This is a genomic window from Bradyrhizobium sp. WSM3983, from assembly GCF_000473045.1.
GTDB lineage: Bacteria > Pseudomonadota > Alphaproteobacteria > Rhizobiales > Xanthobacteraceae > Bradyrhizobium.
The window spans coordinates 16,411-43,212 of record NZ_AXAY01000022.1; the positions used below are offsets into that span (position 1 = coordinate 16,411).

General features: G+C 64.2%; 24 protein-coding genes. 12 read left to right on the plus strand and 12 right to left on the minus strand.

The window, feature by feature from the left end:
* The first annotated feature begins 446 nt into the window (after positions 1-446).
* Positions 447-1,961 carry a murein L,D-transpeptidase family protein gene (locus YUA_RS0126265; protein ID WP_245285257.1) on the plus strand — a complete coding sequence of 505 codons (1,515 nt, stop codon included), beginning with the start codon at positions 447-449 and terminating at the stop codon, positions 1,959-1,961.
* 22 nt (positions 1,962-1,983) lie between these two features.
* Here YUA_RS0126265 and YUA_RS0126270 read toward each other — a convergent pair whose 3' ends face one another.
* From YUA_RS0126270 to YUA_RS0126300, 7 genes are all read right to left on the minus strand, one after another.
* Complete coding sequence (locus YUA_RS0126270) at positions 1,984-2,679, minus strand: ABC transporter ATP-binding protein (RefSeq protein WP_027533387.1); 696 nt, start codon at positions 2,677-2,679, stop codon at positions 1,984-1,986.
* Positions 2,672-3,403 (minus strand): ABC transporter ATP-binding protein, encoded by a 732-nt coding sequence (locus YUA_RS0126275; protein ID WP_027533388.1) that lies wholly within the window; start codon positions 3,401-3,403, stop codon positions 2,672-2,674. The genes YUA_RS0126270 and YUA_RS0126275 overlap by 8 nt, the downstream gene beginning before the upstream one ends.
* A complete protein-coding gene (locus YUA_RS0126280; protein ID WP_027533389.1) occupies positions 3,393-4,481 on the minus strand; it encodes a branched-chain amino acid ABC transporter permease in 1,089 nt (362 codons plus the stop codon). The genes YUA_RS0126275 and YUA_RS0126280 overlap by 11 nt, the downstream gene beginning before the upstream one ends.
* Before the next feature lie 65 nt (positions 4,482-4,546).
* Positions 4,547-5,761: a substrate-binding protein gene (locus tag YUA_RS0126285; RefSeq protein ID WP_027533390.1), complete on the minus strand. Its 1,215-nt coding sequence runs from the start codon at positions 5,759-5,761 to the stop codon at positions 4,547-4,549.
* 4 nt (positions 5,762-5,765) lie between these two features.
* Entirely contained in the window at positions 5,766-6,623 is an 858-nt protein-coding gene (locus tag YUA_RS0126290) for a branched-chain amino acid ABC transporter permease (protein WP_027533391.1), read from the minus strand.
* 138 nt (positions 6,624-6,761) lie between these two features.
* Positions 6,762-8,276, minus strand: a complete 1,515-nt coding sequence (locus tag YUA_RS0126295) for an amidase (RefSeq protein WP_027533392.1) — start codon at positions 8,274-8,276, stop codon at positions 6,762-6,764.
* Positions 8,277-8,430: 154 nt separating this feature from the next.
* On the minus strand, positions 8,431-9,615 hold the full coding sequence (locus YUA_RS0126300) for a substrate-binding domain-containing protein (protein WP_027533393.1): 1,185 nt from the start codon (positions 9,613-9,615) through the stop codon (positions 8,431-8,433).
* A 179-nt stretch (positions 9,616-9,794) separates the two neighbouring features.
* On the opposite strand from YUA_RS0126300, the gene YUA_RS0126305 reads away from it, so the two are divergent.
* Positions 9,795-10,229, plus strand: a complete 435-nt coding sequence (locus YUA_RS0126305) for a MarR family winged helix-turn-helix transcriptional regulator (RefSeq protein ID WP_027533394.1) — start codon at positions 9,795-9,797, stop codon at positions 10,227-10,229.
* 271 nt (positions 10,230-10,500) lie between these two features.
* The gene (locus YUA_RS0126310; RefSeq protein WP_027533395.1) at positions 10,501-10,836 is read left to right on the plus strand and encodes a GYD domain-containing protein; all 336 of its coding nucleotides are present in this window, start codon (positions 10,501-10,503) and stop codon (positions 10,834-10,836) included.
* An 86-nt stretch (positions 10,837-10,922) separates the two neighbouring features.
* Here the strand turns inward: YUA_RS0126310 and secA are convergent, their stop codons facing one another.
* On the minus strand, positions 10,923-13,763 hold the full coding sequence (gene secA / locus YUA_RS0126315) for a preprotein translocase subunit SecA (RefSeq protein WP_027533396.1): 2,841 nt from the start codon (positions 13,761-13,763) through the stop codon (positions 10,923-10,925).
* Positions 13,764-14,116: 353 nt separating this feature from the next.
* Here secA and YUA_RS0126320 point away from each other — a divergent pair, with 353 nt between their 5' ends.
* From YUA_RS0126320 to YUA_RS0126330, 3 genes are all read left to right on the plus strand, one after another.
* Entirely contained in the window at positions 14,117-15,031 is a 915-nt protein-coding gene (locus tag YUA_RS0126320; protein WP_027533397.1) for a peptidylprolyl isomerase, read from the plus strand.
* Between the two features lie 130 nt (positions 15,032-15,161).
* Positions 15,162-16,403: a bifunctional glutamate N-acetyltransferase/amino-acid acetyltransferase ArgJ gene (gene argJ / locus YUA_RS0126325; protein WP_027533398.1), complete on the plus strand. Its 1,242-nt coding sequence runs from the start codon at positions 15,162-15,164 to the stop codon at positions 16,401-16,403.
* 9 nt (positions 16,404-16,412) lie between these two features.
* On the plus strand, positions 16,413-16,823 hold the full coding sequence (locus YUA_RS0126330) for a (deoxy)nucleoside triphosphate pyrophosphohydrolase (RefSeq protein WP_027533399.1): 411 nt from the start codon (positions 16,413-16,415) through the stop codon (positions 16,821-16,823).
* Positions 16,824-16,936: 113 nt separating this feature from the next.
* On the opposite strand, the gene YUA_RS0126335 is transcribed toward YUA_RS0126330, so the two are convergent.
* The gene (locus YUA_RS0126335; protein WP_035971917.1) at positions 16,937-17,785 is read right to left on the minus strand and encodes a methyltransferase domain-containing protein; all 849 of its coding nucleotides are present in this window, start codon (positions 17,783-17,785) and stop codon (positions 16,937-16,939) included.
* A 64-nt stretch (positions 17,786-17,849) separates the two neighbouring features.
* Here YUA_RS0126335 and YUA_RS0126340 point away from each other — a divergent pair, with 64 nt between their 5' ends.
* Genes YUA_RS0126340 through YUA_RS0126355 form a run of 4 tightly spaced genes read left to right on the plus strand, consistent with a single transcriptional unit; the run spans position 17,850 to position 20,324 of the window.
* Entirely contained in the window at positions 17,850-18,647 is a 798-nt protein-coding gene (locus YUA_RS0126340) for a ComF family protein (RefSeq protein ID WP_027533401.1), read from the plus strand.
* Between the two features lie 47 nt (positions 18,648-18,694).
* Positions 18,695-18,970: a glutaredoxin 3 gene (grxC, locus tag YUA_RS0126345; protein WP_027533402.1), complete on the plus strand. Its 276-nt coding sequence runs from the start codon at positions 18,695-18,697 to the stop codon at positions 18,968-18,970.
* The gene (locus YUA_RS0126350; protein WP_027533403.1) at positions 18,967-19,845 is read left to right on the plus strand and encodes a carbon-nitrogen hydrolase family protein; all 879 of its coding nucleotides are present in this window, start codon (positions 18,967-18,969) and stop codon (positions 19,843-19,845) included. Before grxC ends, YUA_RS0126350 begins: the two co-directional genes overlap by 4 nt.
* Entirely contained in the window at positions 19,842-20,324 is a 483-nt protein-coding gene (locus YUA_RS0126355; RefSeq protein WP_027533404.1) for a DUF1178 family protein, read from the plus strand. The genes YUA_RS0126350 and YUA_RS0126355 overlap by 4 nt, the downstream gene beginning before the upstream one ends.
* Positions 20,325-20,370: 46 nt before the next feature.
* Here YUA_RS0126355 and YUA_RS0126360 read toward each other — a convergent pair whose 3' ends face one another.
* From YUA_RS0126360 to YUA_RS0126370, 3 genes are all read right to left on the minus strand, one after another.
* A complete protein-coding gene (locus YUA_RS0126360; protein WP_027533405.1) occupies positions 20,371-21,270 on the minus strand; it encodes an EamA family transporter in 900 nt (299 codons plus the stop codon).
* A 257-nt stretch (positions 21,271-21,527) separates the two neighbouring features.
* Positions 21,528-22,301 carry a bifunctional 2-polyprenyl-6-hydroxyphenol methylase/3-demethylubiquinol 3-O-methyltransferase UbiG gene (gene ubiG / locus YUA_RS0126365; protein WP_027533406.1) on the minus strand — a complete coding sequence of 258 codons (774 nt, stop codon included), beginning with the start codon at positions 22,299-22,301 and terminating at the stop codon, positions 21,528-21,530.
* 14 nt (positions 22,302-22,315) lie between these two features.
* Entirely contained in the window at positions 22,316-22,783 is a 468-nt protein-coding gene (locus tag YUA_RS0126370) for a PH domain-containing protein (protein WP_027533407.1), read from the minus strand.
* Positions 22,784-22,934: 151 nt separating this feature from the next.
* Between YUA_RS0126370 and YUA_RS0126375 the strand changes: the two genes are divergently transcribed.
* Together YUA_RS0126375 and ptsP are read left to right on the plus strand one after the other, a co-directional pair.
* On the plus strand, positions 22,935-24,191 hold the full coding sequence (locus YUA_RS0126375) for an aspartate kinase (RefSeq protein WP_027533408.1): 1,257 nt from the start codon (positions 22,935-22,937) through the stop codon (positions 24,189-24,191).
* 288 nt (positions 24,192-24,479) lie between these two features.
* Positions 24,480-26,747, plus strand: coding sequence for a phosphoenolpyruvate--protein phosphotransferase (ptsP, locus tag YUA_RS0126380; RefSeq protein WP_027533409.1), 2,268 nt, complete (start codon positions 24,480-24,482; stop codon positions 26,745-26,747).
* Positions 26,748-26,802: the final 55 nt, after the last annotated feature.

Genomic DNA, 26,802 nt, shown 5'->3' on the forward strand with positions numbered 1-26,802 from the left:
ACCACCGGTGCGCTCTCTCCCCCGCTTGCGGGGGAGGGCTGGGGAGAGGGTGTCTCAACAACGGGACACTCCCCCAGAGGATAGAACCCTCACCCGGCGCTTCGCGCCGACCTCTCCCGCAAGCGGGAGAGGTGAAGAGGCCCCGGTAACCCCGCATTAACCCTTTTTTTGCCCAAATCAGCGATCTCAGTCCTGATTCGGCTGCAAAGCCCAATTGAGTCCCAAGTTCCGACCCAGTTTAAGTCTCTGTTGACCACGCCGCCTCGCCAACGGGCTCGTGATCCCCGGTCGGGTTGCGACCCCTCGGTGCGGAGGTTAGAATTTTAATCAATGGCTTCAGGGCATAAGCGCTGGGGCTTGGTCTGAATTAAGTCCGGAGTTCCGGTCAGGCCATGCTCCAAAGATCGGGGTTCGCGCTCCTTGCCCGGCACGTTGTGGGGTCCATCTTGAATTCTCGTTCGCTTGCCCGTGCGCTTTTGGCTTCGGTCGCGCTTGCCGCCAGCATTGTGCTGGCCGGCTGCGACACCGACCAGGTCTCGCTCGCGACCAACGCCAAGGCCAACCAGCCGGTCTCGCCAAAGCTCGTCGCCGCGATGGGCGAGAAGGACATGGATCTGCAATCGCCGATCCTGATCCGCCTGTTCAAGCAGGAAGCCGAGCTCGAGATCTGGAAGCAGACCCGCTCCGGACAGTTCGCGCTGCTCAAGACCTACCCGATCTGCCGCTGGTCGGGCGATCTCGGCCCGAAGGTGCGCGAAGGCGACCGCCAGGCGCCGGAAGGATTCTACTCGATCAACCCGAGCCAGATGAATCCGCAGTCGGCCTATTACCTGTCGTTCAACACCGGCTTCCCCAACGCGTTCGACAAGGCGCTCGGCCGCACCGGCTCGCAGCTGATGGTGCACGGCGATTGCTCGTCGCGCGGCTGCTACGCGATGACGGACGAGCAGATCGCGGAGATCTATTCGTTGGGGCGCGAGTCGTTCTTCGGCGGCCAGAAGGCGTTCCAGTTCCAGGCGTATCCTTTCAAGATGACGCCGGTGAACATGGCCAAGCACCGCAACAATCCGAACATGGCCTTCTGGAAGATGATCAAGGAAGGCTATGATCATTTCGAGGTGACACGACAGGAGCCGAAGGTCGACTTCTGCGAGAAGAAGTATGTGTTCGACGCCGCCAAGGCACCCGATGCCAAGCGGGATCCCGTGTTCGACGCTTCGGCGAAGTGCCCGGCCTATGTCATCCCCGAAGACATCGCCAGCGCCGTGCGCGAGAAAGAGCAGCGCGACGAAGCCGAGTACAACAAGCTCGTCGCCAAGGGCACGCCGGTGGCACGCATGAACACCGGCATCGACGGCGGCATGAACAAGGTCTTCGCTTCCAAGATTCCGGAAGGCTCGACCGGCCTGTCGGAGGGCGCCGAAGGCAATACGCTGCAGATGCTGGCGATGTCGAAGGCGCCGGGCACCATCCCCGGCACCGTCAACCCGCCGAAACCGAATCTCGAGCCCGCCGCGACCGCGCCGCGGGAAGAGCCGGTCGTTGCGGTCGCGGCACCCGCGACCAACACCCGCGTCGCCTCGGCCGAGAAATCAGGCGGCTTCTTCTCCAACCTCGGCCGCAAGATGGGCCTCGGCAGCGCCGACACCACAGCGACCACGTCGCCGCCGCAAGCAACCGCGTCGGTGACCCCGGCGCCCGCCACGCCGAGCACGGCCTCCAGGCTGAAGGCCGCAGTGACGCGCTTCGTGCCGGGCCACCACGATGCCTCGAAGGACAAGCCGGCAGTTGGCACCAAATCCGCCGAGCCGGCCAAGCCCGCCGAGACCAAGGTCGCGGCAACGCGGCCCGCGCTAAAACCGTCGGTGAACGATGGTGCGGGTGACGGCACGCAGATGGCCGGTGCGGCACCGGTGGTGTCGTCGAACTCGTTCGACAGCCGGTTTGGCGCGGTCAAGTAGGCGAGCGTTCCGCCTGCAACTCCTACGGCGCCAGATAGCGCATCAGCTCCGGATTGCCCCTCACCTCGCCCGCCGCGCCTTGCAGCGCGACTCTTCCGCGATCGAGCACGTAGGCATAATCCGCGACGCGGAGTGCGAGGTCGAGGTGCTGCTCGACGATGATGACGGCGATATTCCTGGCGAGCTCGATCAGGCGCTCGGTGATCTCCTCGATCACGCCGATCCAGACGCCTTCGGTCGGCTCGTCCAGCAGCAGCAATTTCGGATCGCCCAGCATGGCGCGCCCGATGGCGAGCATCTTGCGCTCGCCGCCGGACAGCGTGCCGGCGGGCTGGTCGAGGCGCTGGCCGAGTTTCGGGAAGATGGCCAGCACGCGGTCGACCGCGGTGGCGTCCTTGTTGAACAGCGAGCCGACCGCGAGATTGTCGCGCACCGACAGGCGCGCGAACACCGAGTGCTCCTGCGGCACGTAGCCGATGCCGGCGCGAACACGCTCCTCAGGCCGCCTGCGGCTGATATCGCGTCCGTCGAAGCCGACCTCACCCCTCCACGTCGGCAGCTCGCCGACGATGGTCTTCATCAGCGTGGTCTTGCCGGCGCCGTTGCGCCCGAGCACCGCGACCCCGCCGCGCCAGGGAATGCCGAGGTTGACGTCGAACAGGACCTGGCTGCGGCCATAGCCGGCGTCGAGATGCTTGATGTCCAAAAATTCAGGCACGGCGCAGATAAATCTCCTGGACGGATTTGTTGGCCTGGATCTCGGACACGGTGCCAGATGCCAGCACCTTGCCCTGGTCGAGCACGGTCAACCGATCGCAGATGTCGCGGATGAAATCGAGGTCGTGCTCGACGATGACGAGCGAGCAATGTTTTTTGATCGGCTGCAGCAATTCGCCGGTGACGCGGCGCTCCTCCAGGCTCATGCCGCCGGTCGGCTCGTCGAGCAAAAGGAGCTTGGGTTTGCCCGCGAGCGCCATCGCGATCTCCAGCCATTGCTGCTGGCCATGCGACAGAGCGGCCGCCGCATCAAAGGCGCGCTCGGCAAGACGGAATTGCGTCAGCATGGTCATGACCTGATCATGCAGCAGCCCGCGCGTGCACGAAAAAACGAGGTCGAGCAGCGAGGACTGCGCCTGCAGCGCGAGCAGGATGTTGTCGTACAGCGTCAACGACGGCAGCACGCTCGTGATCTGGAATTTCAGGCTCATGCCGGCCCGAGCACGCTCGGTCGGCGTGAACGAGGTGATGTCGGCATTGACGAAGCTCACCTTGCCTTGCGTGGGCACCTCGGCGCCGGCGATGCACTTCATCAGCGTGCTCTTGCCGGAGCCGTTCGGGCCGATCAGACCGTGAAACTCGTTCTCGCCGACGGTCAGCGCGGCGCCGTCGAGCGCAGTGAGCTTGCCGAATATTTTTGAGATGCCCGCGGCCTCAAGGAGCATTTTGCTTCTCCTTGCGTGTAGCACCGAAGCTGCCGACGCGCTCGCGTTCGCCGAGGACAAAACTGATCAGGCCGAGCGGCCGGAACAGGATCACGAGCAGCAGCAACAATCCCAAAATGATCGGCCAGATGTCGCGATAATTGTCCGACAGCCAGAAGCTGACGCCCTCGACGATGACGGCGCCGATGACGGCGCCAATCAGCGTGCCGGAGCCGCCGAACAGCACGTAGAGCACGACCTGCGTCGAGACGACGACGCCGACCATGTTGGGCCACACAAAGCCCTCGTGGAAGGCATAGAGACTGCCGGCAAGGCCGGCGATGGCGCCGCCGATCGCAAAGATGATCGCCTTGAGGTGCTGCGCCTTGTAGCCGAAGAAGGCGATGCGCTGCTCGTTCTCACGCAAGCCTGCCAGCGCGAGGCCAAACTGCGAGCGCACCAGGAAGCGGCAGAGCAGGTAGACGACGACGAGGATGCCGAGCACGAGATAGTAGAACGCCGGCCCCTCAGAGAATTCGTAGCCACCGAGCGTCATCGACGAGATCGAGGGAATGCCGTTCTGGCCGCCGAGATAATACCAGCCGCGCGCCAGCCGATCGGCGGCGTAGGAGCCGGTGAGCGTGCCGAGCGACACGAAGATCACGCTGGAGGGATGCCGGCCCAGCAGCAGGAAACCGCCGAGCAGGAGCGCGAATGTGAGGCCGATAATGGTGCCCGCAGGGAGCACCAGGAGGATGTTGGTGATGTCCAGATCGCGCGCGAGCAGCGCGACGCCGTAGCCGGCCGAGCCGAAGAACAGGGCCTGGCCAAAGCTCATGATGCCGGCATAGCCCCACACCAGATCGAACGACAGCGCAAACAACGCAAGGATGATCACGCGCGTTGCGAACACCGTGAGGTAATCCTGCAGCACCAGCGGCGCGAGAAGCGCGGCGATAAGCACCACGCCCTCAACGATCGGCAGGACTTTTCGCACCGACGATCGCTTGATCGGTGCGCTTTCCGTCACCGAAACGTCTGTCTCATCCCCGACGTCGGCGTGGACGGCCTGTTTAGCTGCACCCATGGATTTCAGTATTCCGAGTTAAAGCACCTTGTGGCGGTGTCTGCACCTCTCCCCAACGGGGAGAGGTGAAGAAAGTCTCAGCATTCCTTGGGGTCGACGAGACCGTCGCTGCGTCCGACGATCTCGTAGTTCCCGGCCTTGGCGACCGCGGTGTACATCTTCATCTTGCAGTGCCGCTTGCCCGGCACCATCTCGGCCGGTCCACCCGGCCCTTCCGCGATCTTGGCGTGGTCGAGCGCGGCGGCAACCGAGTCGCGGTCGATCTTGCCGGCTTCCTTGACGGCCGCTTCCCACAGCTTGAGGCCACGATAGGTGCCGGTCGCGGCACTGCCGGCAGCGAACAGGAAGTTGCCCGGAAAATCCTTCTCGTAGGCCGCCTGGATCTTGGCGTCGAACGGGTTCTCCTTGGTTAGCACCTTGAAATAGTCGAGACAGCTCGCGAGGCCCTCGATCTCGGCGGCCTGGTTGATGTTGAGCGTGTTCTCGTCATAGTAGACGCAGGCCAAGCGGCCGCCGTTCTTGAGGAAGCCGGCTTCATAGAGCTGCTTGAAGAACGGGCCGACACCCGGCGGGATGACGGTGTTGAAGACGACGTCGACCTTGTTGGAGATGATGCGGTTGACGGTCGCGGAGAAATCGACCTGGTCGAGCGGGTAATACTCCTCGAACACGACCTCGCCGCCATTGGCTTCGATCACCTTGCGGGCATAGACGTTGAGCGTGTGCGGCCAGACATAATTGGCGCTCGGCAATGCGAATTTCTTGCCGCCGTTCTTGATCAGCCAGGGGATGAATTCGTCACACTGCTGCGCCGGCGTCGGCCCGGTGCAGAACAGATAGGGCGTGCACTCCTTGCCTTCGTAGAGCTGCGGATAGATGTAGAGCGTCTTGCCGCGCGCCACGATCGGGTCCTTGATCGCGTTGCGCATCGACGAGGTGATGCCACCGAGCACCATGTCGACCTTGTCGCGCTGGATCAGTTTTCGCACGTTGCCGACCGCGACGGATTCGTTCGATGCGGTGTCCTCGATGTAGAGCTCGAGCGGCCGGCCGAGCAGACCGCCCGAGGCGTTGATCTCCTTGATCACCATCTTGGCGACATTGGCGTCGGCATTGCCGGCGTAGGCGATCGGACCGGTGAGATCGGTGGCGATGCCGACCTTGATCGGGGCTTCGGCCGCGTTGGCCCAGGGCGCGGGGACCACCCAGCTGCCGACCCCGGTTGCGACCGCACCGGATGCGAACGCGAAATTGGACAGCAAGCGGCGGCGTGAGAGTTGGCGATCGAACATGTGATTAAACCCCTTTTCCAGCGATGAGGCCCTGCGGCCGGAATTTGATGAAGGCAATGGCGAGAACGAAAACGAGGACATCGGCGACCACGGGCGCCATGACCCAGGGCAGCGCCGCGCTGAGCGTGCCGATCACACCGGCGCCGGCGACCGGGCCGATGAAGGAGCCGACACCGCCGACCATGACGGCGACAAAGCCCTGGATCAGGAAGCGGATGCCGAGATCGGCGTAGAGGCTGAACACCGGCACAATCAGTGCGCCGGCAAGGCCGGCGAGCGCCGACCCAAAGGCAAACGTGGCGCCGTACATCAGGGGCGTGGAGATGCCCGATGCGCGCGCCAGCGACGGATTCTCCAGCGTCGCGCGCATGCGTAGACCAAAGCTCGTGCGCGACAGCAGGAGATAGCAGCCCACCATCACCAGCAACGTGATGACAATGATGGTGAAGCGCCACGCCGAAATGTGCATGGAGCCGATATCGATCGAGCCGCCGATCGGCTCGGGCACCGTGAGATAGAAGCCGCCGATCAGGCCGCGCACGGATTCGCGGATGATCAGGCCGAGCGCGTAGGTGCCAAGCATCGCCACGATCGGCGCGGCGTAGAAGCGGCGGATGATCAGCGCCTCCAGCACGAAGCCGAGCGCGCCGACCAGGAACGGCGCTGCGACCATGCCGGTCCAGATCGGCAGGCCCTTGGCGTAAGCGAGATAGGTGATGTAGGCCCCGAGCAGGACGAACTCGCCCTGCGCGAAGTTGAAGATGCCCATCATGCTCGCAATGATCCCGAGCCCCAGCACGATCAGGACGATGATCGCGCCAAAGCTCAGGATTTCGAACGCCGCGACGAACGCGTTAGTCATGCGGCAGAGCCCTTCCCGTTCCGATGGAATCGGAACGGGGCTCTGGATTCTCGTTTTGATGCGTTTTCTTGACGCGAACCGGTATCCACTTCGCTCGAAATCGCCCTGCTGTTCCGTCCGCCTGCATCAATGCCTCGCTCACATCTTCTTCCAGTCGCCGATCTGCTCGAAAGCGTGCGCGGCGCGGTAGATGGTGGATTCCTCGAACATGCGGCCGACCAGCATCAGGCCGACCGGCAGGCCGTCGACCATGCCACAGGGCAGCGACATCGCGGGATGATGGGTGATGTCGAACGGCGCGGTGTTGGAGATCATCTCCAGCGCGCGGGCGACGTAGTCTTCGCGGCTAGCCGTCGGCTCCGGCAGCTTGGTCGCCTTCATCGGCGTCGTCGGCAGCAAGAGCAGATCGTAATCCTTGAAAGCCTTGTCATAGGCTGCGGTCAGGCGCCGCGAGATATTGAGCGCCTTGCCGTAGTAGCGGGGACCAAAAGTGTTGTTGATATAGGTGCCCAGCATCAAAAACAGCTTTGTGGTCTCGGACAGCGAATCGGCCTGACGCCGCCAGCCGCGATGGAAGTCCATCAGCGTGGTCGAGTAGAGATCGGCGCGGCTAAGACCATAACCGTCGCCGTACATCATGGTCTGGGTCATGCCCTCGGTGCCGATCGGCGTCCAGATCGCGGGGCCGGCGAGGTGCATCGGGATCGAGACGATCTCGACGGTGGCGCCGAGATCCTTGAAACGCTTGGCGGCCTCGCGAACGCTTTCGTTGACGGCGGCCTCGGCATTCGCCTGCTCGAAGCCTTCCTTCAGCATGCCGATCTTCATGCCTTTCACGCCCTGGCCGAGCGCCTTGGTGTATTCTTCGATCTTCGGCGCCTTGATGCGGGGATCGTAGCCGTCATCGCCGGCGAGCACTTCGAGCAGCAGCGCGTTGTCGGCGACGGTCGCCGTCATCGGGCCGGTGTGATCGACGAAAATCTCGATCGGCATGATGCCGGTGTAGGGCACCAGGCCCCAGGTCGGCTTCATGCCGTAGGTGCCGCAGAACGAGGACGGCATGCGGATCGAGCCGCCCTGGTCGCCGCCGATCGCCATGTCGACTTCACCCAGCGCAACGACGACACCGCTGCCCGAGGACGAGCCGCCGGCCGAATATCCCATCTTGTGGGGATTATGGACGGCTCCCACCGCGTTGGTGTGGCTGCCGCCGGACATGCAGAAGGATTCGCAATGCACCTTGCCGGCGATCTCGGCACCGGCATCGAGCATGCGGGTGACGATGGTGGCGTCGAAATCGGGGACGTAACCTTCGAGCGTTGTCGAACCGTTCATCATGGGCACGCCGGCGAGCATGATGTTGTCTTTCAGAGCGACGGTCTTGCCCTTGAGCTTGCCGCTGGGAGCGCCCTTCACGGTCGATTTGCGGTACCACGCGTTGCGCGGATTCTCCTCGGGTGAGGGGCGATAGCCGGGCGTGCGCGGATATTTCACCTCCGGCACCTCGTCCGGCATCGCGCCGACGAGATTGTAGGCATCGATCGAGCCCTGCATCAGGCCACGGAACGAGGCGACGTCGGCGTCGGTCAGCGCGAGGCCGCACTGCTCGGCGACGCTGCGGAGTTGGGCTGGTGTGGGAAGGACAACTGTCACGGCGCTCTCCTGAAGTTTCTTGGAACGAACGTTGGGCGCGGCCGCCCCGGCACGACGCACGCACCATCGGCCTCGCCGAAACATTCAAAACGGAAATATTTTCCTTTTCAAGTATTATTTTACGTTTGCGCGTGTCCGGATTGTCGCTGGTGTCTCAGACCGGCTTGATCAGCTTGAAGTCGAGGCCATCGGCCTCGGCGAGATACATCTGCATCCGGGCGTGACCGTTGCGAACGACGACTGGGCCCCGCGCGCCGCCGTAAACGATGTTGCGCCCCGCCGCGAGCATCGGCCCCATCGCCAACGAACCGGCCTTGTTCGCGACGGCTTCAAGGAAGCGCAGGCCCTCATAGCTGGACTGGCCGACCGAGCCGATCGGCGCGGCGTTCGGTCCGAACATCTGGCGATAACGGCTCTGGAAATCATCATTGGCGCGCGAACCGACACCGGGGAAATAGCCGGAGGCACAGAACATGTTCTCGCTGTTGTCGGCGCCGATGCCGAGCAGCACGGTCTCATCCATCGCACCGGCCAGCCGCAGCGTCGTCGCGGCGAGACCGCACTCGCCGAAGGCGCGGTTGAAGGTGATGCTGTCGGTGCCGATCAGAGAGATCAGGACGACGTCCGGTCTTGCCGCCCGTATGCGCTCCAGATGCGACTCGTGGTTGTCCTCGCCGAGAGGGACGAACTCCTCGCCGACGACGCGTCCGCCGGTTTCCTTGATGTAGCGCTTCACCGCGCGATGCGATTGCCACGGCCAGACATAGTCGCTGCCGATCAGGTACCAGCGCGCTGCTTTCTTGACGTCGGCCAGCCAGTGGATCGAAGGGCGGCTCTGCCAGCGCGGCGTTTCGCCGATCGCCATCACGCCCGGCGTCAGCTCGCCGCCCTCGTAGACGGGCGTGTAGATGTAGGGAATGCGATGACACGTGGTGACGTCGCGCAGGCCGACGCGGACCGCGCTGGTATGCAGCCCGACGATCAGGTCGACCTCATCGAAGGCAATGGCCTGCTCGGCGCGGTTCAAGATCTCGTCGAGCGGCCCGCCGGCGTCGTAAATCGACAGCTCGATCTCACGTCCAAGGATGCCGTCGCGCTTGTTGATTTCGGCGACCGCGAGCTGCGCGCTGTTGGTCGCGCACGGACCCCAGACCCCAGGCGAGCCGGTGCAGCAGATGAAGCCTCCGATGCGAAGCTTGTTCGTGCCGCGACGTTTGAAGAAGGCATGGTCGCCCGGCGACAGCGCAGCATCAGCCGCCGATGACGACAGATTCCTGAGCAGCATCGACGGCGGCAATGCCGGGCCGCCGTGAGCCGGGAAGTTTACCGTCGCGCGCACGCCGACTCCTGTCTGGTCCCAGACCTGAAAGCACATTGAGCAGGCGGCCGCGGCTTCCGCCCTTTTGTTGGGCAATGATCCTATTTTGAAAATATTGAATATTCAAGAATTGAAGTGCATATAGAAGCAGCATTGATTGCAAGACATTCACTCATTTGGGTCAAGACGAAGTCTTAGCCGTGGCAAAATCGAACGCTCCAATCACCGAACACCTCGCTTATCTGCTCGCGCAAGCCAACCGGGAGATCAACCGGCAGCTGGAACTGCGGTTGAGCAAGGAGAGGGTTCCCGTCGAGCAATGGCGCATCCTGAAAGTGCTGTCGGACGGCGATGGCCATTCGATGGGCGAGCTTGCGGATGCCGTGCTGCTCAACCACCCAACGCTGACCAAGATGATCGACCGCATGGTCTCCGACACGCTGGTCTATCGCGTGCAGGATCCCAACGACCGCCGCAAGGTGCTGATGTTCATCTCCGACCGCGGCAAGGTGCTGTGCAAGAAGCTCAACTCGCTCGCGGTCGACCAGGAAGAGCACATCCTGGAGAGCTACGGCGACAAATCGACGAGCGAGCTGAAGCGGCTGCTGGAGAGCTTGATCGACAGTTCGAATTGAAATCGAGATCGAGAGTCGGGCCGCGTGCCAGGCACGATGCAAAGGCATTCGAGCACCGTCTCAAAGCGCTTCCACTCGATCGGCGACTGACGTAGACTGCCGTCCAGCCGCCATCGGGTCGTGCCGAAGGCCCGCCAGTTCATTAGCGGCAATTTGCCCACGGCGGGCTCGCAATCCTTGCTCGATATATTTTTGAGCTGACGCTTTTTCATCGCGCCGTGTGGACAGCATACACTGCATTCATCACTCGCTTCCCGAGGGGAGAAGTCGCATGCATTTCTGTATGACAGGACAGTACACGCCCAAATCGCTCAACAGCATCATGGAGAATCCCAAGACCAATCGCTACGAAGCGGCCAAGACTCTGATCGAAGCCGCGGGAGGCAAATTGGTTTCGATGTACAGCACCGCTGCCGAAGGTCCTGGCGTGCTGGTCATCTTCGACGTGCCTGACCCCAGTGCAGCGCCGGCGATCTCCGGTACCGTGGTGGCATCCGGTGCCATCCACCATGTGAACCTCATGCGTCTATGGACGCAGGACGAAATTATGCAGGTTCGGCAAAAGGCAATCGAGCTGCGCGGCAAGTACGTGCCGCCCGGCGGCTAACGGCCGCGCATATACTCGAGCAGCAGCGGCGTGGGTGCTCCGGCCAAGCCGGGGCACCCCTGCGGGAAGGGCGTACCGGCCCTTGGTTACGCGTACCGCCCGTGGCAGTGCTTGTACTTCTTGCCTGAGCCGCACGGGCAGTCCTCGTTGCGGCCGATCTTGCCCCAGCTGGCCGGGTTCTTCGGGTCGCGCAGCGCTGCGTCGGTGGCCTGTGGGGCGAGCGTGACACTGGCAAGCGCCATCTCGTCCTCGCCGGTGTCGGGATTGAGCTTGTGCGCTTCCATCGCGGGCAGCATCGGGGCTTCCTGCTCCGGCGGGACGATCTCGACCCGCATCAGCTGCGCCGTGACGGCCTCGCGCAGATGCGCGCTCATCTCCTGGAAGAGATTGAAGGCCTCGGTCTTGTACTCCTGCAACGGATCGCGCTGGCCGTAACCGCGCAAGCCGATGACCTGGCGCAGATGATCGAGCATGATCAGGTGCTCGCGCCAGAGATGGTCGAGCGTCTGCAGCAGGATGGTCTTCTCGACGTAACGCATCACGTCGGGGCCCCATTGCCCGACCTTGGCTGCCATGTGCTCGTCGGCTTTGGTCTCGATGCGCTTGAGCAGCTCCTCGTCGGCGATGCCCTCTTCCTTGGCCCAGTCGTCGACCGGCAGGTCGAGATCGAGCACGCGCCTCAGCTCTTCCTTGAGGCCGGCGACATCCCACTGCTCGGCATAGGCATGCTCGGGCACATGCTTGGCGACGAGATCGTCGATGAAGGCATGACGCATGTCTGTGACGGTTTCGGCGACGCTCTCGTCCTTCATCAGGTCGACGCGCTGGTCGAAGATCACCTTGCGCTGGTCGTTCTGGACGTTGTCGAACTTGAGGAGGTTCTTGCGGATATCGAAGTTGCGGGCTTCGACCTTCTGCTGCGCCTTCTCCAGCGCCTTGTTGATCCAGGGATGGATGATGGCCTCGCCCTCTTGCAGGCCGAGACGCTGGAGCATGCTGTCGAGACGATCCGAGCCGAAGATGCGCATCAGATCGTCTTCCAGCGACAGGAAGAACTTCGAGCGGCCGGGGTCGCCCTGACGGCCGGAACGGCCGCGCAGCTGGTTGTCGATGCGGCGGGATTCATGCCGCTCGGAGCCCATGATGTAGAGGCCGCCGGGCTTGGTCACCGTCTTGGCGGGCTTGGAGCCCTTGGCCGGCTCGATCTCCACGATCTCTTCCGCCTTGAGCACGATGTCGCGGAAACGCTCGACGTCGGCCTTGATCTGCTCGATCTTCCTGGCTTTCTCGGCCTCGTCCTCGATGCCCGCAGTCTCCTTCGGGATGCGCATATCGAGCGAGCCGCCGAGCTTGATGTCGGTACCGCGGCCGGCCATGTTGGTCGCGATCGTGATCGCGCCGGGCACGCCGGCTTCAGCCACGATATAGGCTTCCTGCTCGTGGAAGCGCGCGTTCAGCACCGCGAACAGCTTGGCCGGCTTACCGGCCCGGGCAGCGGCATAGAGCTTGTCGAGCGCGTTCTCCTTGCCGAAGTCGATCTGCTTGTAGCCGTTTGATTTAAGGAATTCGGCAAGCACCTCCGACTTCTCGATCGACGCGGTGCCGACCAGCACCGGCTGGAGCCGGGCGTTCGCCCGCTCGATCTCGGCGAGGATGGCCTGGTACTTTTCTTTCTGGGTGCGATAGACCTCGTCGTCCTCGTCGAGGCGGCCGACCGGCACGTTGGTCGGGATCTCCACGACTTCGAGCTTGTAGATGTCAAAGAGTTCGTCGGCTTCGGTCAACGCCGTGCCGGTCATGCCGGCAAGCTTTTCATACATCCGGAAATAGTTCTGGAAGGTGATCGAGGCCAGCGTCTGGTTTTCCGGCTGAACCGTGACGTGCTCCTTGGCTTCCAGCGCCTGATGCAGGCCTTCGGAATAGCGGCGGCCGGCCATCATGCGTCCGGTGAACTCGTCGATGATGACGACCTCGTCCTCGCGGACGATATAGTCCTTGTCGCGGGTGAACAGCGTGTGGGCGCGCAGGGCCTGGTTGATGTGGTGCACGACCGAGACGTTCTCGACGTCGTAGAGCGACTCGCCCTTGAGCTGGCCGGCGTCGCGCAGCAGCGTCTCGATCTTCTCCATGCCGGCTTCGGTGAGCGTCACGGTGCGCTGCTTCTCGTCGACCTCGTAGTCGGTCTTGTCGAGCTTGGGCAGGAAGCCGTCGATCGTGTTGTAGAAGTCCGAGCGGTCGTCGAGCGGGCCGGAGATGATTAACGGCGTGCGCGCCTCGTCGATCAGGATGGAGTCGACTTCGTCGACGATGGCGTAGAAGTGCGGCCGCTGGACCATGTCCTCGAGCCGGTACTTCATGTTGTCGCGCAGATAGTCGAAGCCGTATTCGTTGTTGGTGCCGTAGGTGATGTCGCAGGCGTAGGCCGCCTTGCGCTCGGAATCGTCGAGGCCGTGGACGATCACGCCCGTGGTCATGCCGAGGAAGCCATAGATCTGACCCATCCAGCCGGAGTCGCGGCGAGCGAGGTAGTCGTTGACGGTGACGACGTGGATGCCCTTGCCGGCGAGCGCGTTGAGGTAGACGGCGAGCGTCGCGACCAGCGTCTTGCCTTCGCCGGTCTTCATCTCGGCGATGTCGCCCTCGTGCAGCACCATGCCGCCGATCAGCTGGACGTCGAAATGGCGCTGGCCGAGCGTGCGCTTGGCGGCCTCGCGCACGGTGGCGAAGGCAGGCACCAGCAGGTCGTCGAGCGTCTTGCCCTCGGCAAGCTGCTTCCTGAACTCGACCGTGCGGGCCTTGAGCGCCTCGTCGGAGAGCTCCGAGACCTCTGCCTCCAGCGCGTTGATCGCGCTGACGCGGGACTGGTATCCCTTCACCCGCCGGTCGTTGGCGGAGCCGAAAAACTTGCGGGCGAGCGCGCCGATCATGCCTAGTTCCTGTGTTCGCGATTTAACCGCGTTGCAGCCGAAAGGTTGTCACCCGCTTGCCTATCAACACACCGTGACGCCTGATGGCGTCAGAGCCCGGACTGCGGGGGTCATCCGCCATATGGGTGGGAATTGGGCAAGTCAGGGTTCAACGGCCAAAAACGCAGCAAAATAAACGCCATCGCCATGGTCGCGACCGGGCAGAGATATGGCCCGGTCAGGGCCTTGTCAACGGCGGCCGCATTGCGGCTAATTCATCATTTTGACAGACTTTTCGCGTTGCCAAGCCCCCCTGAATTGGGCGAGTGTCCGCCCCGCTCGAGCAGCCCCCTGCTTCAACAAAAGGATTTTCCATGACCACCTCGTTCCCGGTAACCACCGGCCTGCGTTTCCGCCATGCGTCTGCCCTGGCTGGAGGCCTGGCCCTGGCGCTGACCCTGGCGTTCGCGGGCCCGCTCCGGGCCGCCGACGATCCGGTCCTGGCGAAGGTCAATGGCGCCGAAATCAAGAAGAGCGACGTCGCAATGGCCGAGGAGGAACTCGGACCGAGCCTCGCCCAGATGGACCCGGCGACCAAGGACGAGAACGTCCTGTCGTTCCTGATCGACATGAAAATCGTCTCCAAGGCCGCCGAGGACAAGAAGGTCGCCGACGGCGAGGAATTCAAGAAGCGGATGGCGTTCGCCCGCAACCGCCTGCTGATGGACAGCCTGCTGGCCCAGGAAGGCAAGGCCGGCACCACCGACGACGCCATGAAGAAGGTCTATGAGGAGGCCTCCAAGCAGATCACCGGCGAGCAGGAAGTGCGCGCCCGCCACATCCTGGTCGAGACCGAGGACGAGGCCAAGGCGGTGAAGGCCGAGCTCGACAAGGGCGCCGATTTCGCCGAGCTCGCCAAGAAGAAGTCCAAGGATCCGGGCTCCGCCGACGGCGGCGACCTCGGCTTCTTTACCAAGGAACAGATGGTGCCTGAATTCTCGGCCGTCGCGTTCACGCTCGAGCCGGGCAAGATCTCCGATCCGGTGAAGTCGCAGTTCGGCTGGCACATCATCAAGGTCGAAGAAAAGCGTAACCGCAAGGCGCCGGACTTCGAGCAGGTCAAGGCCCAGATCGAGCAGTACGTCACTCGTAAGGCCCAGGCCGACTACGTCGCCAAGCTGCGTGCCGAAGCCAAGGTCGAGCGGACGGACCAGCCGGCGGCAGACGCCAAGCCGGCCGATGCGGCGAAGCCCTCCGACAGCAAGATGGCTCCTCCGGCCAAGAAGTAAAAATCTGCTGTCACTTCGGTGACGCCAAGAGTATCTAAGCATCGCAATGGCCGGGCCTAAAGTGCGCAGCACGTCTTCGCACTGGAGGCCCGGCCATCTGCGTATCCAGACCTCACCAAGGCCCCCCGCGATGTCCTCAACCGTCTCCCCGCTCGCCCCGAAGAACGTTCCCGACATGCCCGTGATCGCGGGCGTCCGTCTCGCGACGGCCGAGGCCGGCATCCGCTACAAGAATCGCACCGACGTGCTGCTGGCGATCATGGACAAGGGCACCGCGGTGGCCGGCGTCTTCACAAAGTCGAAATGCCCGTCCGCGCCGGTCGAATGGTGCCGCGCCAGGTTGAAGGGCGGCAAGGCCCGCGCGCTGGTCGTCAATTCCGGCAATGCCAACGCCTTCACCGGCAAGACCGGCCGCGGCTCGACCGCACTGACCGCGAAGATCGCGGCCAAGGCCGTCGGCTGCAGCGAGGGCGAGATCTTCCTGGCCTCGACCGGCGTGATCGGCGAGCCGCTGGATGCGACCAAGTTCGACGGCGTGCTGGGACGCCTTGCCGAGACCGCAGAAGCCGGCGATTACCTCGCCGCCGCCAAGGCGATCATGACCACCGACACCTTCCCCAAGGTCGCGACCGCGACCGTCAAGCTCGGCAAGGCCAAGGTCACCATCAACGGCATGGCCAAGGGCGCCGGCATGATCGCCCCAGACATGGCGACGATGCTGTCCTTCATCTTCACCGACGCGCCGATCGCGCCCGCTGCGCTCCAGGCGCTGCTCAAGGCCGGCGTCGAGGACACTTTTAATGCGGTCACAATCGACGGCGACACCTCGACCTCGGACACGCTGCTGGCATTTGCGACGGGTGCCGCTGCCGAGCACGGTGCACCAAAGATCAGCCGAGCCAGCGATCCGCGCCTGAAGGCCTTCACCAAGGCCTTCAACCAAGTGCTCGCCAATCTCTCCGAGCAGGTCGCCCGCGACGGCGAAGGCGCGCGCAAGCTGGTCGAGATCACCGTCGAGGGCGCCAAGACCAAAGCCTCGGCACGCAAGATCGCGATGTCGATTGCCAACTCGCCGCTGGTGAAAACCGCAATCGCAGGCGAGGACGCCAATTGGGGCCGCGTGGTGATGGCCGTGGGCAAGGCCGGCGAGCCGGCCGATCGCGACAAGCTGTCGATCTCCTTCAACGGCATCCGCGTCGCCAAGAGCGGCGCGCGCGATCCGTCCTACGACGAGGCGCAGGTGTCGGAAGCGATGAAAGCTCCGGAGATCGCGATCAAGGTCTCGCTCGGCCTCGGCAAGGGTCGCGACCGCGTGCTGACCTGCGACCTCACCAAGGAATATGTCGCGATCAACGGGGACTACAGGTCTTAAGCGGAGCCGATGACCGACCTCAAACTGACACTGGTGGTGGCGTGCGCGCTCGTCGACGCCGACAAGCGCGTTCTGATCGCGCAGCGTCCCGAGGGCAGGACGCTCGCGGGCCTCTGGGAATTTCCCGGCGGCAAGTGTGAACCCGAAGAGCGGCCGGAGCAGAGCCTGATCCGCGAGCTCAACGAGGAGCTCGGCATCACCGTCGCCGAGCCCTGCCTGGCGCCGCTGACCTTCGCGAGCTACGGCTACGAGACCTTTCATCTCTTGATGCCGCTCTATATCTGCCGCCGCTGGGAAGGGATCGTCGAAGCCCGCGAAGGCCAGACGCTAGCTTGGGTCCGCGCCAACAAGCTGCGCGACTATCCGATGCCGCCCGCGGACATTCCGCTGATCCCGCATTTGATTGATTTGCTGATGTGAGGCCGGGCCTCATCCTGAGGAGCCGCGAAGCGGCGTCTCGAAGGATGGCCACATGGCACTAGCCGGGCCTCAATGGTTCGAGACGGCGCTGACGCGCCCCCTTACCATGAGGATTACTCTTTCCCCGCCTTCTTCACCGCCTCCGCCAGGCTCGCTTTGGCCGAACCGGGCTTCAGCGGCTGCTGCTGGCTTGCATGCGGGGCCCAGCCGGAGAGCCAGACGATGTCGAAGGTCGCGCGAATGCGGCCGTCGGCATCGGCAAAGCGCTCGGCGTAGATTTCAGCCATGCGCAGCAGCGTCGCGCGCCGGCTCGGCGCACGCCGCCGCTCGATCAGCACATTGGCCGCGCCCATGCGGCGGATATCGTGCATCAGCGCGAACGCGTTGCCATAGCGTACCACGACGCGATCGACGTCGGTGACGGGCAGCGCAAAGCCTGCCCGCTGCAACAGTGCGCCGATGTCGCGCAGATCGGCGAACGGCGCCACGCGCGGCGACACGCCGCCTTCGCGTTCAGCTTCAGCCGCGGCAAAGGCCTGGCGTAACTCGGTCAGGCTGTCGCCGCCGATCATCGCGGCGAGCAGCAGCCCGTCCGGCTTCAACGCGCGGCGAACCTGCGCGAGCACGCCGGGAAGATCGTTGACGAATTGCAGCGCCAGCGCGGAAACGACAAGATCGAGGCTTTCCGGCGCGAACGGCAATTTCTCCGCACCCGCGTCATCGAGCGCGATCCGTTGGATGGAAGGCAGCCGCGCCCGCAGCCCCGCGAGCCCCTCACCGGGCGTCCAGAGATCGGCCGGCGCATGAAACTCGCGCATCACCGCAGCCAGCCGCTCGGACATGTCCTCGGCGACCCGATCGAGCAGAAAGGAGGCCGGCCCCTGCGCCTGCGCACGCTGCTGCCGCGCATGCAGCAATGCACGATCGAACAAGGCGGGTGGGGTCTGCGGGTTCTGAGCCATGCTGCTGGTTACGCCGATCACGACGGTTCTGGCAATCCGGTGCATGCGGCGCTAGCCTCCCCTCATGGACGCCAACGCCGCACCCACCCGTTTCATCGCTGCACCCTTCCGTGCCGCATGGACGGCCGGCCGCCACGTGCTGTCGCGTGCGGCGCGGCTTGCGCTCGACATTGCGCTGCCGACGCTGTGCGTGTCCTGCCGCGAGCCGGTCGATGGTGAAGGCGTGTGCGCGGCCTGCTGGTCGCGGCTGTCCTTCATCGAGCGGCCTTACTGCCCGCGGCTCGGCATTCCCTTCGTCTATGATCCCGGCCCCGACATGCTGTCGATGGAGGCGATCGCGAGCCCGCCGGCCTACCAGCGGGCACGCGCGGCGGTGCGCTATGACGATGTCGCGCGCACGCTGGTGCATGCGCTGAAATACCAGGACCGCACCGATCTGGCGCCCGCCATGGGCCGCTGGATGGCGCGCGCGGGCGGCGAGCTGCTCGCCGGCGCCGACATGCTGGTGCCAGTGCCCCTGCATTGGCGCCGGGCCTGGCGCCGCCGCTACAACCAGTCCGGCGCGCTGGCGCACATCATTGCGCGGCAGAGCGGGGTCAGGGTGCGCGGCGAGGTGCTGCGCCGGGTGCGCGCCACCGAGCAGCAGATCGGCCTGTCACGGGCCCAGCGCGCCACCAATGTGCAGGGGGCATTCCAGGTATCCCCCGACCGTCAGGCCGAGGTTCAGGGCCGGCGCATCATCCTTGTCGATGACGTCCTGACCTCGGGTGCGACGCTGGATGCCTGCGCACGCGCTTTGCTTCGCGCCAAGGCGGCCCAGGTCGACGTGCTGGTCTTTGCCCGGGTTGTCGAGAGCCGCTAAACTCCCATATAATTCAATAAATTCATGACATGAGAGCGCTGGACGCCATGAACGCTGCTGTCGAGATCTACACCAGGCCGGGATGCGGCTATTGTTCCGCGGCTCGGTCGCTGCTGACCCGCAAGAAGGCTAGCTTCACGGAATTCGACGTCGCCAAGAACCCGTCCTGGCGCGAGGAGATGTACGACCGCGCCGGCGAGAGCTCGACCTTCCCGCAGATCTGGATCGGCGGAACCCATATCGGCGGCTGCGACGACCTCTACGCGCTCGATCGCGAAGGCAAGCTCGACGGCCTGCTCGAAAGCATCAAGGCGGTCTCATGAGCGACAACAGGACCTTCACCGCCGCCATGGTGCAGATGCGCACCGGGCTGATGCCCGAGCCGAGCCTCGCACAGGCAACAAAACTGATCCGGGAGGCGGCTGCCAAGGGCGCCGACTACGTGCAGACGCCCGAAGTCAGCAATATGATGCAGGTGAACCGCAAGGCGCTGTTCGAGCATCTCCAGAGCGAAGAGGACGACGCCTCGCTGAAGGCGTATCGCGCGCTCGCGGCCGAGCTGAAGATCCACATCCATGTCGGCTCGCTGGCGCTGCGCTTCTCGCCGGAGAAGGCGGTCAACCGCTCCTTCCTGATCGGGCCCGAGGGCCAAGTGCTCGCGAGCTACGACAAGATCCACATGTTCGACATCGAGCTGCCGGACGGCGAGAGCTATCGCGAATCCGCCAACTACCAGCCGGGCGAGACCGCCGTGATCTCCGACCTGCCCTGGGGCCGCGTTGGCTTGACGATCTGCTACGACGTGCGCTTTCCCGCGCTCTATCGCGCACTGGCCGAGAGCGGCGCCTCTTTCATCACGGTGCCGTCGGCCTTCACCCGCAAGACCGGCGAGGCGCACTGGCACATCCTGCTACGGTCGCGCGCGATCGAGACCGGCTGCTTCATCTTCGCGGCTGCCCAGGCAGGCACCCACGAGAACAAGCGCGAGACCTATGGTCACTCGCTGATCATCGACCCCTGGGGCGAGATCCTCGCCGAGGGCGATGTCGAGCCCGGCGTCATCGTGGCCAAGATCGACCCGGCCAAGGTCGAGACCGCACGCCGCGCGATCCCCTCGCTCCAGCACGGCCGCCGCTTCGGCGTCTCCGATCCCAAGGCTGGGCCGGACCATCTGCATCTGGTGCGGGGATCGGCATGATCCGCTACGCGCTCCATTGCGACCGCGACCACCAATTCGAGAGCTGGTTCCAGAGTTCGTCGGCTTACGATTCGCAGGTGAAGCGCAAGCTCGTGACCTGCCCGATCTGCGGCTCCGCCAAGGTCGACAAGGCGATCATGGCGCCGCGCATCGTCGGCAAGAAGGGGCGCGGACCCGCAACGTCCCCGCCGGAGCCGACGACGACGCCCGCGCCCGAGGCTGCGCAGCCTGGATCCACTTCGCTGATGATGGCGCAGGAGCGCGAGCTCCGTACCAAGCTGAAGGAGCTGCGCGACCACATCGTGAAGAATGCCGACAATGTCGGCGAGCGCTTTGCGAACGAAGCCCGCGCGATGCACTACGGCGACAAGGAGCACCGCCCGATCTACGGCGAGGCCTCGCCCGACGAGGCCAAGTCGCTGATCGACGAGGGCATCGAGGTGTCGCCGCTGCCGACACTGCCGGAAGACCGGAACTGAGGCTCTCTCTTCTCGTCATGGCCGGGCTTGACGGCGGTTGAGAAAGTCAGAAGCCCACCAGCACCGCGACGCCGACCACGATCAGCACGATGCCCACGATTTCCCGCGGCGCGATTGGCTGCTTGAACGAGTAATACGCCACGCCCTGCGCGAACAACACCTCGATTAGTGCCAGCGTGCGGACATTGGCCGCCGCGGTCAGCGCAAACGCCAGAAACCAGAACTGTGAGGAGAAGGCGCCCATGAAGCCGGCGAACAACGACGGCTTCCACAGGCCAAGGATCGCCTGGAGCACTTTCGGGGCGCGCCAGAGCAGATAATTCGACAGGATCGCCGTCTGCACGAACAGGCCCAGCACCAGTGTGAAGGAGGCCGCCGTCACGAAGGATACGTTCGGCACGTTGATGATGGCACCGCGGAAGCCGACTGCGGACAGCGCGAACGCCGCGGCCGCTACAAGCCCCAGGATGGTCGGCTTCAACTCCGCAAAGCTCTTCTCGCCACCAGGCCGAAGCGCCGTGACGACGACGCCGACGGTCGCGATCACGATCGCCAGCACCTTCAGCCATGTCAGGTGGTCGCCGAGGAAGACGAAGCCGAAGATGGCGGTCTGGATTGCCTCGGTCTTGAGATAGGCCGTCGTCACCACGAAAGAGCGGTCGTTCATCGCGAGCAGCATCAACCCGGTGGCAACGATCTGGCTGAGCGCGCCCAGCAGCAGCCACGGCCAGAACGCAGACGGCGGCAAGCTCAAATGATCGCCGGAGGCGACCAGCACGGCGCCTAAAAACAGCAGCGAGAACGGGAAGCCGAACAGGAAGCGGATATTGGTCGCGCCCCAGGTCCCCAGTGGCTTGGTGAGCGATCGCTGCATCGCATTGCGCGCGACCTGGCCGAGCGCAGCAATGACGGTGAAGGGAATCCAGAGGCTGGTGACGGTGAGCATGGGAGGGGACTGCTGCGGGAATGTTGACGCAACCTGGCGATGGCGTGGCGGCAGGTCAATCATGCTCACGTCATAGGAGCGATGCTCGCGCTACAGACACCCCTGTCGTCCCGGCGAAGGCCGGGACCCATAACCACCGGATTTGATTTAGCGAAGACTTGGGGTGATCAGGTTCGCGCTACAACTGCCACTGGGAGTATGGGTCCCGGCCTTCGCCGGGACGACATCGGAAATGTGGATGCAGCGCGGCCCTTTCCTCACACCATCCCTTCCGCCACCACCATGTAGTTCACGTCCATGTCCGACGAGAGGGTCCATTTGTCGGCGAAGGGGGAGTAGACGACGCCGGTTTGCTCGGTGATGACGAGGCGGTTGTCGAGGAGATATTTGGTCAGCTCGTCGGGGGTGACGAACTTGTTCCATTCGTGGGTGCCGCGCGGCAGCCAGCGCAGGACGTATTCAGCGCCGACGATGGCGAGCGCAAAACTCTTCCAATTGCGGTTGAGGGTAGACACGATCATCAGGCCGTTCGGCTTCAGCATCGAGGCGCAGCGCTTCAGGAAGACGCCGACGTCGACGACGTGCTCGACCACTTCCATCGCCAGCACGATGTCAAAACGCTCGCGCGGATCGATCTCCTCCACCGTGGTGCAACGGTAGTCGATCGACAGATGGCTCTTGTCGGCATGCAGCTTCGCCGCCGCAATGTTGCTGGCCGAGGGATCGACGCCGATGACCTGCGCGCCGAGACGCGACAAGGGCTCGCACAAAAGGCCAGCGCCGCAGCCGATGTCGAGCACGCGCAGGCCGCCGAGGCAGTTGAGGCTGCGCAAATTGCGCTCGAACTTGCGGCAGGCGGAGTCGCGGATATAGCCGAGCCGCAGCGGATTGATCCGATGCAGCGGCGCCATCTTGCCCTTGGGGTCCCACCACTCCGCCGAGAGCTTTGAGAATTTCGCGATCTCGGCGGCATCGACGGTCGAGCCCGGCGGGGGGCTTGCGGTTGCGGAAGTATCTTGCTGCATGCTCATGGTGACGCGGCGCTCTATCGCGCGGTGATCGAATTACGGAAAGCCAGCGGCGAGGCGATCGTCTTAATTTTCTCGAAACCCTTCCCAACACCGCGAATCGTCACATCGCCGTAATTGAGAATACGTCCAGGAATCGACTGATCGACGTCGACACTCTCCACCTTGTCGAGGCTCATTTCGAAGGTCTTCCGGGTAATAAAACCGGTCTTGTGGACGACCCGCAGATTGGTCACATCGGTCTCTGTGGTCCAGCGATGGAACCAAGCCTTTACGGTCAAATACAGGGCTGCCAGAGCCGCCAGGCCGGAGCCGACGAGACACAGCAGCACGAACCCTTCAACGATGGTTTGCCGGGACAGGACAAACAGGGCAAGAGCCACGATCCAGGCCAGAATTGCCGGGACATAGAAGATCCAGTGCGCATTGGTCGAATACAGCACCCGCTCGCCGGGCTGCAGAATCTCGTCAATATAGCGCGCCATAACCTCGATTAACCCATTGCCCGGATTGGGCCCCGCAGGAACCCGCTTGCCCCCGGCTCCGCCCCTCTGTATACGCGCGGTCGGTATGCCCTAGGCATCCGTCCAGCGCGGGTCACCATACTGATCCTTATAGGGGAATGCACGCGTCGTCATGAGCCGCCTCGTGATGAAATTCGGCGGCACATCCGTCGCCAATATCGACCGTATCCGCAACGTCGCACGCCATGTGAAGCGTGAGGTCGACGCCGGCCACGAGGTCGCCGTGGTCGTCTCGGCGATGTCGGGCAAGACCAACGAACTGGTGGCCTGGTGCACCGAGGCCTCGCCGATGCACGACGCGCGCGAATACGACGCCGTCGTCGCCTCCGGCGAACAGGTGACCTCGGGCTTGCTGGCCATCGTGCTCCAGGGCATGGGTATCCAGGCCCGCTCCTGGCAGGGCTGGCAGATCCCGATCAAGACCAGCGACGCCCATGCCTCGGCCCGGATCGAGGACATCGACGGCAGCGAGATCGTTACCCGCTTTAGGGATCGCAAGGAGGTCGCGGTCATCGCCGGCTTCCAGGGCATCGATCCCAAGGCCAACCGCATCACCACGCTCGGCCGCGGCGGTTCCGATACCTCGGCCGTGGCGATCGCGGCCGCCGTCAAGGCCGACCGCTGCGACATCTACACCGACGTCGACGGCGTCTACACCACCGACCCGCGAATCGTGCCGAAGGCCAAAAGGCTCGACAAGATCGCGTTCGAAGACATGCTGGAACTGGCCTCCCAGGGCGCCAAAGTGCTCCAGGTGCGCTCGGTGGAACTCGGCATGGTCCACAACATGCCGATCTTCGTCCGCTCGAGCTTCGACAAGCCCGAGGATATCGACCCGCATGCCAACCAGCCGCCCGGTACGCTGATCTGCGGCGAGGAGGAGATCATGGAAAGCCACGTCGTCACCGGCATCGCCTTTTCAAAGGACGAGGCCCAGATCTCGGTGCGCCAGATCGAGGACAAGCCCGGCGTGGCCGCGTCGATCTTCGGCCCGCTCGCGGATGCCAATATCAACGTCGACATGATCGTTCAGAACGTTTCCGAAGACGGCAAGACCACCGACCTCACCTTTACGGTGCCGGCGGCCGACTACAACCGCGCCAAGGACACGATTACCGCCGCCAAGGCCACGATCGGCTATGCCCGGCTTGATACCGCGACCGACGTCGCCAAGATCTCGGTGATCGGCAGCGGCATGCGCAGCCATGCCGGCGTCGCCGCCCAGGCGTTTTCGGCGCTCGCCGGACGAAATATCAATATCCGGGCCATTACAACCTCCGAGATCAAATTCTCGGTTTTGATCGACACCGCCTATACCGAGCTTGCGGTGCGCACCCTGCATACGCTCTACGGCCTCGATCAGACTTAGACTAATTTTCTCTTAGCGGTCGCAGCAAACGCGAAGGTGTACACACCTTCGCGTTTGGCAGGCGTTTTGCTTGGCAAAACAAGCCTCAATTCGCTATACGGCGAACAGGGTGGGCTGCCGCAGACTGTGTCCCAGTTCAGGCGGCGCTGATTCGGCGCAAGCGCGAAATCTCGAGTAGATTTGGGTTTGTGCCTGCGCCGGACAAACAATTTGGTTGTTTTTCTGGAATTTTAGGCCAGCCGCCGGCCAATATCGCCGGGTCGGGCAGACGGAGGAGATTGACGGTTCATGCGGAGCGCGTCGGGAGGTCCCCGCGTCTTGTTGAGACGGCTCCGCGAAACCATGGCGGAGCAGGTCTCGGCCCAGGAGCGGCTGGACAAGATCGTGGTGCTGATCGCCGCCAACATGGTGGCCGAGGTGTGCTCGGTCTATGTGCTGCGCATCGACAACACCCTCGAGCTCTACGCCACCGAAGGCCTCAACCGCGAGGCCGTGCACCATACCGTGCTGAGCGCCCATGAGGGCCTGGTCGGCCTCGTCGCCAGCGAGGCGACGCCGCTCAACCTGAACGACGCCCAGAGCCACCCGGCTTTCTCGTTCCGCCCCGAGACTGGTGAAGAAATCTACCACTCCTTCCTCGGCGTGCCGATCCTGCGCGCCGGCAACACGCTCGGCGTGCTGGTGGTGCAGAACCGCGCCAAGCGCACTTATGTCGAGGAGGAACTCGAGGCGCTGCAGACCACCGCCATGGTGCTGGCCGAGCTGATCGCGTCGGGCGAATTATCCGCGCTCGCCCAGCCCGGCCTGGAGCCTGCCGCGCGCCATTCCACCCAGAAGGCCGGCGCGATCCTCTCGGAAGGCATCGCGCTCGGCCACGTCGTGCTGCACGAGCCGCGCGTCGTCATCAAGGACTACATCGCCGAGGATCTGCCGAAGGAGATCAAGCGGCTCGACACCGCGCTCGCCAAGCTGCGCTCGGATCTCGATCGCATGCTGGAGCGCGGCGACGTCGCCGAGGGCGGCGAGCACCGCGACGTGCTCGAAGCCTACCGCATGTTCGCCAACGACCAGGGCTGGTCGCACAAGCTGCACGAGGCGGTCGCCACCGGCCTCACGGCGGAAGCCGCCGTCGAGCGCGTCCAGTCCGACACCCGCGCCCGCATGCTGCGCGTGACCGATCCTTATCTGCGCGACCGGCTGCACGATCTCGAGGACCTCGGCTACCGCCTGATGCGGCAGCTGGTCGGCCAGGACCATGCGCCCTCGCGCGAGCAGATGCCCGACAACGCCATCGTCATCGCGCGCGCGATGGGACCGGCGGCGCTGCTCGACTACGACCGCAAGCGCCTGCGCGGCATCGTGCTGGAGGAAGGCACCGCCAACTCCCACGTCTCGATCGTGGCGCGTGCGCTCGGCATTCCCGCCGTCGGCGAAGTGCCGAACGCGCCCGGCATCGCCGACCCCGGCGACGCCATCATCGTCGACGGCACCTCGGGCGCGATCTATGTGCGGCCCTCGCAGGAAGTCGAGGCCGCCTATGCCGAGCGTGTGCGCTTCCGCGCCCGCCGCCAGGCGCAGTATCTGGCACTGCGTGACCGCCCTTGCGTCACCAAGGACGGCCAGAAGGTCGAACTCCTGATCAATGCGGGCCTTGCCATCGACCTGCCGCATATCGAGGACACCGGCAGCGCCGGCATCGGCCTGTTCCGCACCGAGCTGCAATTCATGGTTGGCCAGAGCCTGCCGCGCACCAGCGACCAGCTCGCGCTCTACCGCGCCGTGCTGGATGCCGCGGGCCAGAAGCCCGTCACCTTCCGCACCCTCGACATCGGCGGCGACAAGGCGCTGCCCTATATGGAGACGGTGATCGAGGAGAATCCCGCGCTCGGCTGGCGCGCGATCCGGCTCGGGCTCGACCGTCCCGGCCTGTTGCGCGGCCAGATCCGTGCGCTGCTCCGCGCCGGCGGCGGCCGTGCGCTACGCATCATGTTCCCGATGATCTCGGAGGTCGCCGAGTTCGATTCGGCCAAGGCGTTGGTCGAGCGCGAGCTGACTTATCTGCGTCAGCACGGCCATACGCTGCCGGAGCGCATCGACATCGGCACCATGGTCGAGGTGCCGGCGCTGCTCTATCAGATGGACGAGCTTCTGAAGAAGGTCGACTTCATCTCGGTCGGCTCCAACGATCTGTTCCAGTTCCTGTTCGCGGTCGATCGCGGCAATGCCAAGGTCTCCGAACGTTTCGACACGATGTCGACGCCGATCCTGCGCGCGCTGCGCGACATCGCGCAAAAATCGCAGGCCGCGAAGAAATCGCTGTCGCTGTGCGGCGAGATGGCCTCGAAGCCGATCGGCGCGCTGGCGCTGATCGCGATGGGCTATCGCTCGCTGTCGCTGTCGGCGACCGCGCTCGGCCCGGTCAAGGCGATGGTGATCGATCTCGACGCCAAGAAGGCCGAAGCGATGCTCGGCCCGCTGCTGGATGCGCCTGCGGGGAGCGTCTCGATCCGGCAGAAGCTGACGGAATTTGCCGAGGCCGAAGGCCTGGCGTTGTAGCGGGCCTGCCGCTCGTCTTTGCCGCCTCGCCTCCCTCCGCCTTTTGAGACCAAAC